A 16,150-nucleotide genomic window follows, 5' to 3' on the forward strand; every position below is an offset into this window, starting at 1 on the left:
TTCCGCGATGTTCGCGCCCTTCACCCGTTCCATGACCCTCAGCCTCGGCCTGTTAAGCGTGGTCGCCAGCCCGGAGCTGCTGGCTGAAACCGTCCCCGAAAATAAAACCCTCGAACTCGGCGCCACCAGCATCACCGCCGAAGGCCTGGGTGCTACCACCGAGCACACCGGGGCCTACACCACCGGTTCCATGAGCACCGCCACCCGCCTGAACCTGTCGGTCAAGGAAACCCCGCAATCGATCTCGGTGATCACTCGCCAGCAGATGGATGATTTCAATCTCAACACATTGACCGATGCGCTGCGCCAGACCACTGGGGTGACAGTCCAGCACTTGGATTCGGACCGTGCCGGCTACTCATCGCGGGGCTACTCCATCAACAATTTCCAAGTGGATGGCATGCTCAATACCTTTGGGCGCATGAAGTCCGACTCCGACACCATCATCTACGACCGTATCGAGGTGGTACGCGGCGCGACCGGCCTGACCACCGGTGCGGGCGACCCCTCGGCCACGGTCAACATGATCCGCAAACGCCCGACTTCGCAGTGGCAAGCCAAAGCGGGCGTCAGCGGCGCCAGCCATGACAACTACTACAGCTACCTGGATGTGGGCGGCCCACTGGCCTTTGATGGGCGCCTGCGCGGACGTACCGTGATGGCTTACCGCGACAGCCAATCCTTTCGCGATAATTACGCCCTGCAAAGGGAAGTCGGCTACGGCATTCTCGAGGCCGATCTGACGGACGACACCGTGGTAGCCGTAGGCTTCGATTATCAGAACAAACATGTGCAGGGCACCTCATGGGGCACACTGCCCTATTGGAACAGCGATGGCAGTAAGGCTCGCCTGTCGCGCTCCGCCAATATGGCCACCGACTGGAGTTCCTGGCCGCTCAAGGACAAGACCACCTTTGCCTCCCTTGACCACAAACTGTCCGAGAACTGGCGCCTGAAAGCCGCCTATACCCACCGGCAGAGCGATACCGACGGCAAGGTGTATTACGGCGGCGCGGGTTTCCCGAATCCGGACGGCAGCGGCATGACCGCCTGGACCAACCAAATGGTCGGGACCTCGAAGATGGATGCCGTGGACTTCAACCTCGCCGGCGCCTACTCACTGCTGGGACGCGAGCATGAATTGATGGTGGGGTATGGGGAGTCGCAGCAAAGGGATTCTTCACCCTACCAGCGTTACAGCACACCCGAAGGCTACGAAACCATCCCTGATTGGCAACACATGGGCGGGATCGTCAAGTTCCCCGACCGCACTACCGGGCTCAAGGGCCCACACTCACGCAAACAACAGAAGGCCGGTTACCTGGCCACTCGACTGAGCCTGACCGACAGGCTGCACGCGGTACTGGGCAGCCGCTATGGCAGTTGGGAAATCGAAAGTACCCCGGCTGAATACGACGCCAATAATCAACGCGTCCCCGAACCCAAAACCCGCCAGACCCACAACGACATGTGGACGCCCTACGCCGGGCTGCTCTACGACCTGACGCCCGAATACACGGTGTATGCCAGCTACACCGATATCTTCAACCCGCAGGACGAACGCGACGCCAGCAAGAAGTACTTGGAGCCGGTGGTGGGCAGCAACTATGAAATCGGCCTCAAGGGCAGCCTGCTGAACGAGCGGTTGAACCTGGCCACTGCGTTTTTCTGGAGCACCCAGGATAACGTGGCTGAACTCGACAACGCCGCCCCACCAGACCCGGTCACCCGCGAGCAGTTCTACAAATCCGGTGGCAAAGGCAACAAGGTGCAGGGCTTTGAAGTCGAGGTGTCAGGCGAAGTGATGCCCGACTGGAACCTCACCGCTGGCTACACCTATACCCACTCGCTCAACGGCGATAAGCAACGCAACAACACCGATCAGCCGATGAACTTGCTGAAGATGTCGACAGCCTATCGCCTGCCCGGTGAATGGCGCGGGTTGACGGTGGGTGGTGCTGTCAATTGGCAGAGCGACTTCTACGCATTTGCCGGGCGTCCAACGGGTGGCCGCGATCAAGACGGCGGCCTCATCACGACACCGACCAAGATCACCCAACAGGCCTATACCGTCGTCAACCTGATGTCGCGCTACCAGTTCGACGAACATGTCTCGGCGTCGGTCAACGTCAACAATCTATTTGATAAAAAATATTACGAACGCGTCGGTTTTTATAATGGCGTGTATTGGGGCGACCCGCGCTCGATCACCTTGGCACTCGACTGGAAGATGTAAGAATTTATAACCCGAAGTTAACGAAATTGTTAACTTCGGGATTTTTTAGCGTTAATTCCTACTTAATAAACCCACCCCACACTCGCCCCATGAATCTGATCAAGGACAGAGCGGATACCGATCACTCTTAATGGGAACACTGCCATGAAACTCTCGACCTTGATGCTTGCCAGCCTGATGACCCTGACGTCTGCCGCCGCCTTTGCCGAAGGCGGTTCCGAGCGTTCGAAGGAGTTCTACAACAACTTCACGTTCATGCAGCAAAAGACTCACGGCACGGCTGAACAAACAGCTCAGGCAGATGGCAAGAACGTCAAAAAAGAGGCGGCCGATCAATCCACCGCTGAGCAACAACCGAATACTTGATTCAACGGCATACCTGATTTAACCGCACTACCCCTTTCCATCCCGCTCCTTTGGCTAGGGTCTACTTGGCGCCATTTAATACATGGCGCCTTTTTTTGCCTGTTATTTATTAAAGCGGTTTATTCCAGAACAACATGCGTCCGTGGGCGGGATCAAATACCGAGTCATCAAACCCAAACTTGCGATACGCCGATTGCGCCACGGCATTTCCCTCCAGCACCTCCAGGGTGATCTTGCAGCAGCCGCGCTGACGGGCGATTTCCTCGACCTTCTGCAGCATTTTCTGGCTCAGCCCCAAACCACGAAACGCGTCCATCACCACCACATCGTGGACGTTGACCAGCGGACGACAGGCAAATGTGGAGAACCCTTCAAAGCAATTCACCAAGCCCGCCGGTTCACCGCCGACAAACGCCAGCACGCTGAACGCATGGGGACGCTTGGCCAGCTCGCCCGGCAGTTGCTCCAGCAGGTCAGCGGGCAGACTGTGGCCACCGCCCATAGGGTCTTCAGCATAGTGGTTGAGCACACGGCCAATCGCTTCGGCATGCACGGGGTTGGTGTAGCTGGCTTGCAGCACCAGGATATCTGGGGTGTCCATGTCCATCCTCGATCACAACTAAAAGGGAATCGGCTCCCTGTGAGGGGCACGATTGTAAGCATGGAGCAGGTGTCAGATGAAGGAGATTAACTACAAAAATGCGCCTGAAAACGCGAAGGTTCAGCGGGTGTAAAAGCGCAATCAGGCGATTCCTGGATTTTTTCGCACAGACTCAGCCGAAACGCTGCAACTGCATTTCCTGCAGCCGGCTCAGCGTCCTGCGGAAGGGAAATTCCAGGTAGCCTTCAGTATAGAGACACTCCAGCGCCACCTTGGCCTCGATGAACAGCGGCACTCTTCGGTCGTAGCATTCGTCCACCAAGGCGATAAACCGGCGCACGCTGTCATCGTGCACCGACAACTGCGGCAATTCACGATCACCGGCCACCACGCGCTGTGCGCCGTCTTCGGTGCCACGGGCAATCCGGCCAGGGCGTTTTTGCGCGCTGAGGTTGGGCACTTCACCCAGTAGGATCGCCTTGAAGCGATCACACAGCAGCATGAAGTCCATCGCCGCCAGGGGTGGCTCGCACAAGTCGGCGTAGCGGCACCAGAGCACCGTGTCGCTGGCCTGCACGGCGATGATGGAACGATGCCCCACCACCACCGGCCCGCTGCAGGTTGGCTGGCTTTCAGCTAATTGCGCGAACACGCCGGCCAGTGCCTCGGGCTGGTTGACCCAGTAACGCTGAATGCCTACCCCCGGGTGCAACCGGTGGTCCTCTGCGCCATTCACCGCGACCACGTGCATATGCTGCTTTATCGCCGCTATCCCCGGTAAAAAGCGCTCGCGGTTGAAGCCCTCGGCGTACAGTTGGTCAGGCGGCTGGTTGGACGTGCAGACCATCACCACACCTTCCTCGAACATCACCTGGAACAGGCGCCCAAGGATGATCGCGTCGCCGATGTCATTGACGAACAACTCATCGAAGCACAGCACGCGCACTTCCTGGCTCAGCTCCCGCGCCAGGGCCTGCAAGGGGTCCTGGATGCCCGTCAGCTGGAACAGGCGCTGGTGCACCCAACCCATAAAGTGATGAAAGTGCTGGCGCCGCGCAGGCACCCGCAGGCTCTGGTAGAACTGGTCCATCAGCCAAGTCTTGCCACGCCCCACGGGGCCCCACAGGTAAACGCCGGTGATCGGCGCATGGCCGTGATGCAGGGCTTGGTGGCAGTCTTGCAAGGCGTCCACGGCGCGGCGCTGGGCGTCATCGGCGACGAAACCCTGTTGAGCGATGGCGTGTTGATAGGCAGCGAGGGGCGAGTCGAAAGTCATGCCCGCGATTATGACCTACAGGGAAATATCCAGCCGTGAAATCTTGCCCTGTTCGTTCAACCGAAAGGTGTAGCGCAGCTCCAAGGGGCTGCCCGGGAAATTGCCGGACACGCTGTTGCTGACCAGCACCTTGCCGGTACGGTGTTGCACCTTGAGCACTTCGACCCGCGGCTGATAACGACGCCCGGTGTCTTCCATCCAGCGCGCAATCGCGGCAGTGCCGACCTGGTGCTGGCCCTCATCGAACACGTTGGCATCCTCGGCAAAGCACTGGGCCACAGCCGAGGTGTCGAGGGTGTTGGCCGCCGCGATATAGGCCGCGATGGCCGGTGCCAACTCAGGAATAGACATGGCACAGCTCCTTTCTTGGTGATTTGTGAGGCCATGCTAAGCCAGTGTTGTGTCAGTTTTTGTCAGGAGTAAAAGGCCCGGATTCATTTTGCTCCAGCAGCTTGCGCCAGGCCCGCAGCCAGTCACTGCGGCGCCCCGGATAACGCTCGCCGAGCGCTTGGGCACTCGCCACGCGGTCGGTGCGGAAAGTGCGGTAGGCGCCGCGCAGCTCACACCAGGCCACGACTACCCGCACCTCATTCAAGAAACCCAGGGCCAGGGGCCAGATCAGGCGCTGGCTCTGGGTCTGGCTGGCGTCCGCATAGTCGATATGCAGCTTGGCCTGGCTGCGAATAGCCTCGCGAAACACGTTGAGGGGGACGCGGTTTTCCGGGTAACCGAACCCAGGCGGGCCGGGCAACAGCGTAGGGTTGCGCAAGGCTTCCTGGGCGGCCGGGTCGAGTACGTCGGCGATCTTCGCCAGGGCATTGGCGGCGGCGCGGCTGAGCACCTCATCGCTGCGCTGGTCCACGTAGCGCAAGCCGAGCACGATGGCTTCGGTTTCCTCGGCGTTCAGCATCAAGGGCGGCAAAAACAAGCCACTGCGCAGCACATACCCTACCCCCGCCTCGCCAAAGATAGGCGCACCCAGGGCGGTCAATTCGGCGATATCGCGGTACAGCGTACGCTCGGACACCTCCAACTGCGCCGCCAGCACGGCAGCGGTCACCGGTCGTTTCTTGCCCCGTAGGGCCTGCAGCAAAGTCAGTAGACGAGTGGTACGCGACACAAGAATGCCCGCCGAGAAGGAAAAAGTGACGCAGCTTAGCAGAGCCCCCTGTCAGAAAACGTCAGCAGTAAAAAAGCCCCTTGACCGAATACATTACCGATATCATATTAAATACATGTTATTAAACATGTAAGAAAATCACTGCCTCAGGAGTCCTTGTATGCGCAATAAAGTCTTTGGCCGCCGCAGCGGTCTGCAGGTATCTGAACTGGCCTTGGGCACCGGTAATTTCGGTACGGGCTGGGGCCATGGCGCCGAGCGCGATGAAGCCAAACAGATCTTCGACGGCTACCTTGAGGCCGGTGGCAACTTCCTCGATACCGCCAACGGCTATCAGTTCGGCCAGGCGGAAAAGCTGCTGGGCGAATTTATCGCCTCCGAGCGCGACAACCTGGTCGTGGCCACCAAGTACACCCTGCGCACCCAACCGTCCGATGAAGGCACGATCAGGCTCGGCAACAACCGCAAGAACCTGGTCCGCTCGGTGGAAGAAAGCCTCAAGCGCCTGAACACCGACCGCATCGACCTGCTCTGGGCGCACATGAGCGACAACGTCACGCCGATGGAAGAGATCCTGCGCGGCCTCGATGACTTGGTCCGCGCCGGCAAGATCCACTATGCCGGCCTGTCCAATTTCCCCGCCTGGCGCATTGCCCGCGCCGACCTGTTGGCCGAAGTGCGCAGCTTTGCGCCCATCATCGGCATCCAGGTGGAATACAGCCTGGTCGAGCGCACTGCCGACCGCGAGCTGCTGCCGATGGCCGAAGCCCTGGGCCTGGCCGCCACGCTGTGGTCGCCCCTGGGCGGCGGCTTCCTGACCGGCAAGTACCGCAACACCCAAGACGACAACCGCGCCAACAAACTCGGGATCCTGGTGCATGCCGAGCACAGCGCCCGCGAAACCGCGGTGCTCGACGCGCTGCTGGCGGTCGCTGGTGAAGTCGACGCCACCCCCACCCACGTTGCCATCGCCTGGTTGCGGGAAAAGGCACGGCGCTCGACCACGGCGCTGATCCCGATTCTCGGTTCGCGCACACGCGCGCAACTGGACAGCACCCTCGGCGCCCTCCAGGTGCAACTGTCGGCCGAGCAGGTCACCCGCCTCGACACCGCCAGCGCCATACCGCTGGGTGTGCCGCACGGGATCATCGCCGAGCGTTTCCCCCTTGATAACGGCCTCGACACCCCTCGCCCGCCCGTTATCTGAGGCGAAAAAAAACGGCCTGTTAGACAGGCCGTTTTTTTATTCAACGTGGCAGCTTAAGCCAGGCTCTTGCTGACCACCTCAAACACGTCACTCGACAACTCACCGGACGCCAGGATGCGCTCCAGCTCCGCCTTCATCAGCGCCTGACGCGCGTTGTCGTATTTGCGCCAGCGGGTCAGCGGCGCCAGTTGGCGCGAAGCGATCTGTGGGTTGAAGCCATTGAGCTGAATCACCAAGTCCGCCAGGAAGCGATAACCCGAGCCGTCCGCCGCATGGAAGTTGATCAGGTTCTGCCCGGCAAAGGCGCCGATCAAGGCACGCACCTTGTTCGGGTTCTTCAGTGTGAACGCTGGGTGCTCCATCAACGCCTTGACCCGCGCCAACCCGCCCGGCAACGTGCTGCCAGCCTGCACGCTGAACCACTGGTCCATCACCAGCGGGTTGTCCTTGAAGTTTTCCGCAAACACCGCCAGCGCCTTGGCCTTCTCTGCTTCGAATGGCGAATTCACCAGCACCGCCAGCGCGGTCAGGCGCTCGGTCATGTTGTCGCTGGTGTCGAACTGTTCGATGGTCGCCGCCAACACTTGCGGCTTGCCGCTGAGCATCAGGTACGACAGCGCAATGTTCTGCAACGCGCGACGGGCAAAGTGCTCGGCGGCCGCCACGTACGGCGTTTGCTTGGACAGTTCGCGATTGGCCTGGTAGCGCAGCCACAGGGCTTCATGCAGGTTGTCCGCCAGTTGCTTGCGTGCGAATTCACGGGCGGCATGGATGGCATCCACATCCGCCACGTCGCTGATTTCGGTCAGGTAGGCCTCACCCGGCAACGACAGCATTTCTGCCACCATCGCCTGGTCCAGGCTTTCGTCGCTCAACACACTGCGCAGCGCAGTGATCAAGCGCTGATCCATGTGCAAGGCCTGGCCCTGTTGATGCTGGGCGATCAACTCCTGCAACACCTGCACCGACAACTGCTGGCCGGCATCCCAGCGGTTGAAGCCGTCGCTGTCATGCTGCATGAGGAACATCAGTTGGTCGCGGGTGTACGGGAAGCTCAGCTTGACCGGCGCCGAGAACCCGCGCAGCAGCGAAGGCAACGGCTGCTCGGCGATATCAACGAAGGTAAAGGTCTGCTCGGCCTCGGTCACCGAGATTACGCGCGACGTGGCGCCTGCGGCCGCTTCACCGGCCAGGCGCAAGGCAATACCAGCGCCCTTGGCGTCCAGCAAGCCCAGTTCCACCGGGATCACGAACGGCAGTTTTTCCACCTTGTCCGGGGTTTCCGGGCAGCTTTGACGGAAGGTCAGGCTGTAGGTCCTGGCCGCGGCATCGTAGGACTCGCTCACCGCCAGACGCGGCGTGCCGGCCTGGCTGTACCAGCGTTTGAACTGGGTCAGGTCGGCGCCGTTGGCGTCTTCCATGGCCTTGATGAAATCGTCGCAGGTCACGGCCTGGCCGTCGTGGCGTTCGAAGTACAGGTCGCTGCCTTTGCGGAAGCCCTCGGCGCCGAGCAAGGTGTGGATCATGCCGACCACTTCCGAGCCCTTTTCGTACACCGTCAGGGTGTAGAAGTTGGAGATCTCGATAAAGCTGTCCGGGCGCACCGCGTGGGCCATCGGGCCGGCGTCTTCGGCGAACTGGTGGGTACGCAGGTACGCCACGTCCTGGATGCGCTTGACCGTGGCCGAGTTCATGTCGGCCGAGAAACCCGAGTCACGGAATACGGTGAAGCCTTCCTTTAGCGACAGCTGGAACCAGTCGCGGCAGGTCACGCGGTTGCCCGACCAGTTGTGGAAGTATTCGTGGGCAACAATCGCCTCGACCCGCTGGTGCGCGGCGTCTGTCGCGGTTTCGGCGCGGGCCAGCACGGCACTGGAGTTGAAGATGTTCAGGCCCTTGTTTTCCATGGCGCCCATGTTGAAATCATTCACCGCCACGATCATGAAGATGTCGAGGTCGTACTCGCGACCGTAGGTTTCTTCGTCCCAGCGCATGGATTTTTGCAGGCTGGTCATGGCGTGCTGGCACTTGTCGATGTTTTCCGGCTCGACGTAGATGCGCAGCGCGACCTCGCGGTTGGTCATGGTGGTGAAGGTGTCTTCGACACACCACAAATCACCTGCAACCAGCGCAAACAGGTACGCCGGCTTTTTGAACGGGTCTTCCCAGGTTGCCCAATGACGGCCATCTTCGCCGGGGCCGCTGGCGATCGGGTTGCCGTTGGACAACAGGATCGGGTAGCGGTGTTGCTCGGCGATCACCGTGGTGGTGAAGGTGCTCATCACGTCCGGGCGGTCGAGGTAATAGGTGATCTTGCGGAAGCCTTCGGCCTCGCACTGGGTGCAGAACATGGTGCCGGACTTGTACAGGCCTTCCAGGGCGGTGTTGGTTTCCGGGTGGATTTTTACCGTGGTATCCAGGGTAAAAGTCTCGCTCTTCGGATGCACCGTCAGGTGACTGTCGGTCAGTTGATAATCATCGGCCGTCAGTTCCTGATCGGCCAGGTTCACACTCAACAGCTCCAACTGCTGGCCGTCCAGCACCAGCGGCGGCAAACCGGCGCCGCGCTCAGGGTTGCGGCGCATCACCAGCTGCGCGTGAACCAGGCTATGGTCCTCGAACAACTCGAAGGTCAGGTGCGTCTCTTCGATCAGGTAGTCCGGCGCCTGATAGTCCTTCAGGTAGATCATCTTCGGTTGTTCGGTGCGCATGGGTGGCATCCTTCTACTGATGCACGGCGAGCTGGTAGGCCGTGTACTTACGAATGTTGATAACGCCGGTGTCGAAGATCAGGTATTGGCCCTTGATCCCCAGCAGCGTGCCTTCGGCAATCGGGTTCTTGTCCAGGTTGAAGCTGACGATCTTGGTCGGATACTGCTCGACCGGATAGCGGATTTCGATCGGCTCAATGTCGGCAATCGTTTGGATGGCCTGCAGGCCAAAGCGTTCCTGCAGACTCACCAGGCCTTCGGCGCAGGAGGCGAACAGCTCGTCACGCACCTGCTTGAGGTCGACGGACTGGGCGTCGCCCTTGAGCAGCGCGCGCCAGTTGGTCTTGTCGGCCACCTGGCTGCGGAACAGGTCCTCGACGAAGCCGGATTGCTGGCGGGTCGCCACGCGCATGATCGGCAGCGCCTGGCTCGCGCCCTGGTCGAGCCAGCGCGTCGGCAACTGGGTGGCGCGGGTGATGCCGACCTTGATCCCCGACGAATTCGCCAGGTACACCACATGGTCGGTCATGCAGAATTGTTCGCCCCAGCCCGGATCGCGGCAGGTGCCGGCGTCGTAATGGCAACGCTCGGGGCTCATGATGCACAGGTCACACTGGGCCAGCTTGGTCATGCACGGGTAGCAGTAACCCTGGCTGAAGCTGGTCTTGGTCTTGCGGCCGCAATGGCTGCAATGGATGGCACCGAGGTATTCCAGGCGCACGTGAGTGCCGATCAACGGGTTGACCGGCACCTCGGCATCGCCCAGGCGAAACGCGTATTGAACGGTCGGCTCACCGAGTTGCGCCGACATTTTGCTGACTGCACCACGACCAATTTCAATCAATGGATCGCATCCGACTTGAACAGGATATTCGGTACTGGCGCGGACTTGGATGCGCATTCCTGCGGGCCCATGTAGCCGGTGCGCTGGTCTTCCGGCAGGTTCTGGATTTCCCAGGCGATCACCGCTTGCAGGGACAGCTCGCGCTGTTCGGCAGTGAGCTTGCGGCCATCGGACCACTTGCCGATTTCCACGGCGAGCTTGAGGCTCTCGTAGATGTCCGGGGTGATGTTTTCAATCATTTCAGCAAAAGAGGACATAAGGCTCTTCCTTATCAAAGAGAGGCTTTGCGGCGGCTGTACAGCCCACCCAGCAAACCCGTCAGGCAACCGATAACCAGGCCGCCGACATGGGCAGCATTGGCGATTTCGCCGAAACCGATCATCGAGACCAGCCCCGACAGGCAGAGCAGCAACCACACCAGCATCATCACCAGCACCGCACGGGGCAGGCGATAGGCCGGATTAGGCGACAGCAGTTGAAAAATCCAGCAATGCCCGAGCAGGCCATACAGCACGCCGGACAACCCACCGAACAGGCCGGGGCCGCCATAAACATATTGAGCGTAGTTGGACACCAGGCTGAACAACAGCGTCAGGCCCAGCAAGTTGATGCTGCCCTGGCGCGCTTCGATGCGCCGGCCCAGTTCCCAGTACCACATGCCATTCATGGCGAGGTGCAGGATGCCAAAGTGGATCAGCATCGGCGTGACCAGCCGCCACCACTGCCCCGCCGCCAGGCTGTCGGCCAGCGGTGTGAACTGGATGTACTCGCCGACGATGCGGAACTGCAGGAACGTCAGCCAACTCATGGCTTGCAGGTTTTCACCGAGCAAGGTCACGGCGCCGACGATGATGCTTGCCAGCAGCACCAACGCGGTTAACGGGCTGTGCCGCAGTTGCTGGAGAAACCCAGGGCGCTTGATCGGCGCCTGCTCGGGAATGTCCAGTTGCTGGTCCGGGTCACCCGCAGGAAAGCGTTGGTAAAGCACGCGCACGTCGTCGCTGATGTTCTCGGGCACCCACAACACCTGCTCACCCGCCTCTTCGCTGACACGATGGGGCACTTGCATGCGTTGCAGCAACTGGACAAAGCCGCCCAGGTCGACGCTCAAGGGCAGGCGTAATACCGCCACAGCACTCATTTGATAACCTCGGGTCGCTCTACGTCGACCCATACGAATTTATTCGGATCCAGGCGGGTTTCCTGATCCAGGCGATAAGCCACCAGCTTGCCGTACAGCACGGCGCTGTAGTCCAGGCACGCCAGGTTCTCGCGGATCGGCGCCGGTTTGCCGCTGCGCCAGTAATGGCCGACGAACAACAACGGTTCGTCGACGCCGTAGCGCAGCAGGGAATTCTTTTCGGTGGACGACAACGGCGTACGCGCCACTGGCTCCGGCAAGGCGTCGGGCTGGAACACGATATCGCCGTAGGTCTTGGGGTCGTCTTCCCAGAACTTGGTGCGAAAGAACGAGCGCGTCAGGCCATCGCCACCGGTCAGCGTAAGGCCGTGCGGCAGGCGCATGTCGGTACCGCGCAGCAGGCGGTCGAAGGCGTTGCAGGCAAAACTGCCCGGCACGGCGGCGGCCTGCAGGAAGTGCTGGTCGATGCAACCGTCCGGGAAGGTCGCGCGCAGCGGCTGGATAAAGCCGTCGTCCCAGCACGCATGCACCACGCGGAAGCGCCCAGCGTCGACGAACAGCGGCATGTCATAGAACCAGCCGAGGAAGTCATGCCAGTCCGCCGGGTGGTGTTCGAACTGGGTCAGGGTCTCCTGGATCAACCGTGCATGCCGTGGGTTGTGCTCGCGCACGAACTGCTTGCCACTGCCCGGCGGCGCCGGTGTGGTCCAACCCAGGGCGTTGAACTCGTGGTTGCCCATGATGCACAGCGCCTGGCCAGCCTCGGTCATGTCGTGGACGATATGCAGCGCCTCGCGGATGCGTGGGCCGCGGTCAATGATATCGCCGAGGAACACCGCCATGCGCGACGGATGACGCCAGGTGCCGCCCTGCTTGTGGTAGCCCAGCAGGTCGAGCAAGTGCTCAAGGGTGTGGGCGCAACCGTGCACGTCACCAATCAGGTCGTAGCTACGCGCGGGATCGAGCATCAGTCGCCTCCACCCCCCAAGCGGCTGCCCCAGCCCAGCTTGGTGCGGCACACTTCGTAGTAGTTGTGGTCCAGCGGGTGGATCAACCGCAACTTCTGTGCCTTCTTGCTCACGGTGATGGTGTCACCGGGGGCGCAGGTGAAATGGTTCTGACCGTCGCAGGACACCTGCGGGTAGATCTGCATGTCTTTGGAGACCACGATTTTCAGCTCACTGTTGCCGTCGACCACGATGGGCCTGCTCGACAACATATGGGGATACATCGGCACGATCACAATGGCATCCAGCTTGGGATGCATGATCGGCCCACCTGCCGACAGCGCGTAGGCCGTGGAGCCGGTGGGCGTGGCGACGATCAGGCCGTCGGCCTTCTGGCTGCACACGAATTGGCCGTCTATATAGAGTTCGAACTCGATCATCCGCGTCGACTTGCCGGGGTGCAGCACCACATCATTCAAGGCATCGCCCTGGCCGATGGCTTCGCCGTGGCGGCGCACTTCGGCTTGCAGCAGGAAGCGGTTTTCCACCAAGTAATGGCCGTCGAGTACCTTGGCGACTTCGACTTCCAACTCATCGGGACGGATATCGGTGAGGAAACCCAGGCTACCCCGGTTGATCCCCAGCACCGGTACGTTGTGCCGCGCCAGGGCACGGGCGGCGCCGAGCAGGCTGCCGTCGCCGCCGACCACGATGACCATGTCGCAGACTTCGCCTAGCATCTTGCGCGACGAGGTTTGCAAGCCGTGGCCCGGCAGGATTTCAGCGATGGTGTCTTCGAGGATCACATGCAGGTGGCGTTCCAGCAGGAACTTTTTCAGCCGGCGGACGGTGTCCAACACCTGGGTACTGCCCAGGCGACCGATAATGCCGATATTGCGAAATTGCTCCATGGGGCTCCTGCGGGATGTGGGGTGTGGCAAAAAAGAACGATTATGGGCGAAAGGCCGTCCCAGGCAAAATCCTTTGTCGCCGTGAAGCCTTGATGACAAGGGTTCTCATCCACCCGCACGACACTGAAAAGGCTATGCTCGGACCATGACTGTGTTCCCGGATCTGCACAACCTGCCCCGCCAGCTGCGCCACCCCGAAGTGCGCGACCTGGCGTGGGTAATGCTCGCCCCGCCGATGCTCGCGCAAACACCGTGGCCGCAGCGCCACCCGCTGGCCGGCAGTGACTGGGTGCAGGCGCCGCACCTGCTGGAGCGCTGGCTGCGCCAGCTCGATCAGGACAGCAGCGCCTTGCAGCAGTGGCTGAACCAGTCACGCACCCGGCGCCTGGGCCTGTATTACGAGCGCCTGTGGCAGTTCGCCGTACAGCATGCGCCGGGCGTGGAACTGTTGGCGGCCAACCTGCCGATCCGCCGCGCCGGGCATACCCTCGGCGAGCTGGACATGCTGCTGCGCGACCGTGACGGCGTGCATCATCTGGAGCTGGCAATCAAACTGTACCTCGGCCCGCAGGACGGTAACGGTGAGGACACCGCGCAATGGCTGGGGCCGGGTTGTCATGACCGACTGGACCGCAAGCTGGCGCACCTGGCCCAGCATCAGTTGCCGATATCGGCGCGGGCGGAAAGCCAGGAGGCCCTGGCGGCACTGGATATCCAGCATTTCGATGCGCATTTGTGGCTGGGCGGCTATCTGTTGTACCCCTGGCCTGGCGAGGCCCAAGCCCCCATGGGTGCCCATCCACAGCATTTACGTGGGCGCTGGTTGCATCAGCGTGATTGGCCAGCGTTTGTCAGCCAAAGTCCGCCCGGCCGCTGGCAGCCCCTGCCCAGGCATGCGTGGTTGGCGCCGGCGCATTACCCGACGGATGAAGTCTGGAGTGAAGAACAGATGAGGGGCTGGCTGGCGCAGCTGGATCCCATGGCGCCGGCGCAGTTGTTGGTGCGGATGGTTCAAGTCGATCAGGATTGGGAGGAAGCCGAGCGGCTGTTCCTGGTGGCGGACCTTTGGCCCAACGTGCCGGGCAATAGCTAATCGTCAATATGCCGATGGTCCAGCTGCAACCCCACCGCCAACTCCCGAGCCCGACCCAACCTGATGGGCCCGCGCTCGATATCCACCAACAGCCCCGGACACTCCAGCAACGGCAACCCGGCGATGTCCTTGAGTCGCCCGTCAGTGATCACCAGCAGCCGCTGTTGTTCAGCCGGATACCGCTTGCGGCGCAGCGTCAACCACGCCCCGGCCTCGGTCAACGCCGCGAGCAACGGCGTACCACCGCCCGCGCCCAATTGATCCAGCCAGTCCGCCAAGCCCTTCGCCGCCTTCAACCCCTGTACCTGCCATTTGGGCGAGTGCCCGCTGGCCGTCAACAACGCCATCCGCGCCCGCTGGCGGTAAGCGTCATCGAACAATTGCGCCAACAAACCCTTGGCATCGGTGAGCGCACGATGCCGCCGGGTGGATGCCGACGCATCGACAATCACCAACCAGAGCTCATGGGCCGAACGACTGCGCAGGTGATAAAGCAGATCCTCACGGGCTTGCGGCCGGCCACCGAGCAAGGTGCCGGGCCAATTGATCGTCCCCTGCTTCGCGCTGCGCGCCTTACCGTGCCTGCCGCTGTCCAGTCGCCCTGCCTTGGGGCGGGCATCCGTCCCCGTGTCAGGCCGGGGGCGAATGCCTAGGGCTTTTTTGGCCAGGTGGGGACTTCCCGGCGCGCCCCCGTGGGCAGGGCCGGAGCGGGCATGTCGCCCCACTGGCCTTGGCCTGGCGAAGCGTCGGAAGATTTGGGCGACTGCCCTTCACTGGGCGGGTTGGACGATGGGGCTTGTTCCTGGCGACGATGGCGCAGGGCAAACTCGGCCACCGCTTCGATATCTTCCTCGGCGATCGCACTGGCGCCACGCCAGGCGGCATGGGCCCGAGCGCCGCGCAACCAGACCAAGTCCGCACGCAAACCGTCGACGCCCGCCGCGAAGCACCGTTCGGTGATCCTTGCCAGCGCCTCGTCGTCCAGCGCGATAGTGTCCAGTTGTGCCCGCGCTTGAGTGCAGCGTTCGCGCAACGCCGCCTGTGACATTTCCCATTGCGCGCAGAACGCCGCCGGGTCGCTGTCGAAATCCAAGCGCCGACGAATAATCTGCCCACGCTCGGCCGGCAAGGTCTGCCCGCTCAACGCCACGTTGAAACCGAAACGGTCGAGCAGTTGCGGACGCAACTCGCCCTCCTCCGGGTTCATGGTGCCGATCAGCACGAACCGCGCCGAATGGCGATGGGAAATCCCGTCACGCTCGATCAGATTGGTGCCGCTGGCGGCCACGTCCAGCAGCAAATCCACCAAATGATCGGGCAGCAGGTTGACCTCATCGACGTACAGCACGCCGCCATCCGCCTTGGCCAATACGCCGGGCGAAAACTGCGCCCGGCCCTCGCCCAATGCAGCATCCAGGTCCAGCGTGCCGACAAGGCGCTCTTCAGTCGCGCCCAGGGGCAAAGTCACGAATTGACCACTGGCCAGCAGGTCCGCCAAACCACGCGCCAAAGTCGACTTGGCCATGCCGCGCGGGCCTTCGATCAGCACACCGCCGATCTTCGGGTCGATGGCGGTCAGGCACAGCGCCAGTTTCAGGTCATCGGCGCCGACTACGGCGGACAGCGGAAAATGGGGAATATCAGTCATACGATCCCTCTTCAAATTCTGCGACACAAGCAACCACACTGTCGTGAGC

Annotated in this window: 16 protein-coding genes; 4 read left to right on the plus strand and 12 right to left on the minus strand. The window is 61.6% G+C overall.

Translation table 11 applies throughout. From position 1 onward, the window contains the following. Nucleotides 1–7: 7 nt before the first annotated feature. Complete coding sequence (locus CWC48_RS27965) at nucleotides 8–2,236, plus strand: TonB-dependent siderophore receptor (RefSeq protein ID WP_100490922.1); 2,229 nt, start codon at nucleotides 8–10, stop codon at nucleotides 2,234–2,236. Nucleotides 2,237–2,380: 144 nt separating this feature from the next. After that, a complete protein-coding gene (locus tag CWC48_RS27970; RefSeq protein WP_078048118.1) occupies nucleotides 2,381–2,602 on the plus strand; it encodes a hypothetical protein in 222 nt (73 codons plus the stop codon). Between the two features lie 109 nt (nucleotides 2,603–2,711). On the opposite strand, the gene CWC48_RS27975 is transcribed toward CWC48_RS27970, so the two are convergent. From CWC48_RS27975 to CWC48_RS27990, 4 genes are all read right to left on the minus strand, one after another. After that, entirely contained in the window at nucleotides 2,712–3,203 is a 492-nt protein-coding gene (locus CWC48_RS27975; protein WP_078048117.1) for a GNAT family N-acetyltransferase, read from the minus strand. Nucleotides 3,204–3,375: 172 nt separating this feature from the next. Beyond that, nucleotides 3,376–4,479, minus strand: a complete 1,104-nt coding sequence (zapE, locus tag CWC48_RS27980; protein ID WP_100490923.1) for a cell division protein ZapE — start codon at nucleotides 4,477–4,479, stop codon at nucleotides 3,376–3,378. Between the two features lie 15 nt (nucleotides 4,480–4,494). Beyond that, a complete protein-coding gene (locus CWC48_RS27985; protein WP_078048115.1) occupies nucleotides 4,495–4,830 on the minus strand; it encodes a nuclear transport factor 2 family protein in 336 nt (111 codons plus the stop codon). Nucleotides 4,831–4,882: 52 nt separating this feature from the next. Next, nucleotides 4,883–5,599: a YafY family protein gene (locus CWC48_RS27990; RefSeq protein WP_100490924.1), complete on the minus strand. Its 717-nt coding sequence runs from the start codon at nucleotides 5,597–5,599 to the stop codon at nucleotides 4,883–4,885. Nucleotides 5,600–5,759: 160 nt separating this feature from the next. Here CWC48_RS27990 and CWC48_RS27995 point away from each other — a divergent pair, with 160 nt between their 5' ends. Then, entirely contained in the window at nucleotides 5,760–6,806 is a 1,047-nt protein-coding gene (locus tag CWC48_RS27995) for an aldo/keto reductase (RefSeq protein ID WP_078048113.1), read from the plus strand. 53 nt (nucleotides 6,807–6,859) lie between these two features. Here CWC48_RS27995 and pepN read toward each other — a convergent pair whose 3' ends face one another. The 6 genes from pepN to CWC48_RS28025 are packed head-to-tail and all read right to left on the minus strand — an operon-like array spanning nucleotide 6,860 to nucleotide 13,360. Beyond that, entirely contained in the window at nucleotides 6,860–9,517 is a 2,658-nt protein-coding gene (gene pepN / locus CWC48_RS28000) for an aminopeptidase N (protein ID WP_100490925.1), read from the minus strand. Between the two features lie 13 nt (nucleotides 9,518–9,530). Further along, complete coding sequence (locus CWC48_RS28005) at nucleotides 9,531–10,361, minus strand: DUF2797 domain-containing protein (RefSeq protein WP_078048111.1); 831 nt, start codon at nucleotides 10,359–10,361, stop codon at nucleotides 9,531–9,533. Continuing rightward, entirely contained in the window at nucleotides 10,358–10,618 is a 261-nt protein-coding gene (locus tag CWC48_RS28010; protein ID WP_016972751.1) for a YeaC family protein, read from the minus strand. Before CWC48_RS28010 ends, CWC48_RS28005 begins: the two co-directional genes overlap by 4 nt. Before the next feature lie 14 nt (nucleotides 10,619–10,632). Continuing rightward, complete coding sequence (locus tag CWC48_RS28015) at nucleotides 10,633–11,502, minus strand: rhomboid family intramembrane serine protease (RefSeq protein ID WP_100490926.1); 870 nt, start codon at nucleotides 11,500–11,502, stop codon at nucleotides 10,633–10,635. After that, nucleotides 11,499–12,473: a metallophosphoesterase gene (locus tag CWC48_RS28020; protein WP_177409511.1), complete on the minus strand. Its 975-nt coding sequence runs from the start codon at nucleotides 12,471–12,473 to the stop codon at nucleotides 11,499–11,501. Before CWC48_RS28020 ends, CWC48_RS28015 begins: the two co-directional genes overlap by 4 nt. After that, nucleotides 12,470–13,360, minus strand: a complete 891-nt coding sequence (locus CWC48_RS28025; RefSeq protein WP_003217892.1) for an NAD(+) kinase — start codon at nucleotides 13,358–13,360, stop codon at nucleotides 12,470–12,472. The genes CWC48_RS28020 and CWC48_RS28025 overlap by 4 nt, the downstream gene beginning before the upstream one ends. A 145-nt stretch (nucleotides 13,361–13,505) precedes the next feature. Between CWC48_RS28025 and CWC48_RS28030 the strand changes: the two genes are divergently transcribed. After that, complete coding sequence (locus tag CWC48_RS28030; protein ID WP_100490928.1) at nucleotides 13,506–14,453, plus strand: DUF1853 family protein; 948 nt, start codon at nucleotides 13,506–13,508, stop codon at nucleotides 14,451–14,453. Here CWC48_RS28030 and CWC48_RS28035 read toward each other — a convergent pair. Beyond that, complete coding sequence (locus CWC48_RS28035) at nucleotides 14,450–15,049, minus strand: VWA domain-containing protein (RefSeq protein WP_100492477.1); 600 nt, start codon at nucleotides 15,047–15,049, stop codon at nucleotides 14,450–14,452. The two genes, CWC48_RS28030 and CWC48_RS28035, sit on opposite strands and share 4 nt — an antisense overlap. A gap of 53 nt (nucleotides 15,050–15,102) precedes the next feature. Next, nucleotides 15,103–16,101, minus strand: coding sequence for an ATP-binding protein (locus tag CWC48_RS28040; protein WP_100490929.1), 999 nt, complete (start codon nucleotides 16,099–16,101; stop codon nucleotides 15,103–15,105). Nucleotides 16,102–16,150 lie beyond the last annotated feature (49 nt).

The sequence above is a fragment of the Pseudomonas sp. S10E 269 genome, from assembly GCF_002798465.1.
GTDB lineage: Bacteria > Pseudomonadota > Gammaproteobacteria > Pseudomonadales > Pseudomonadaceae > Aquipseudomonas > Aquipseudomonas pergaminensis.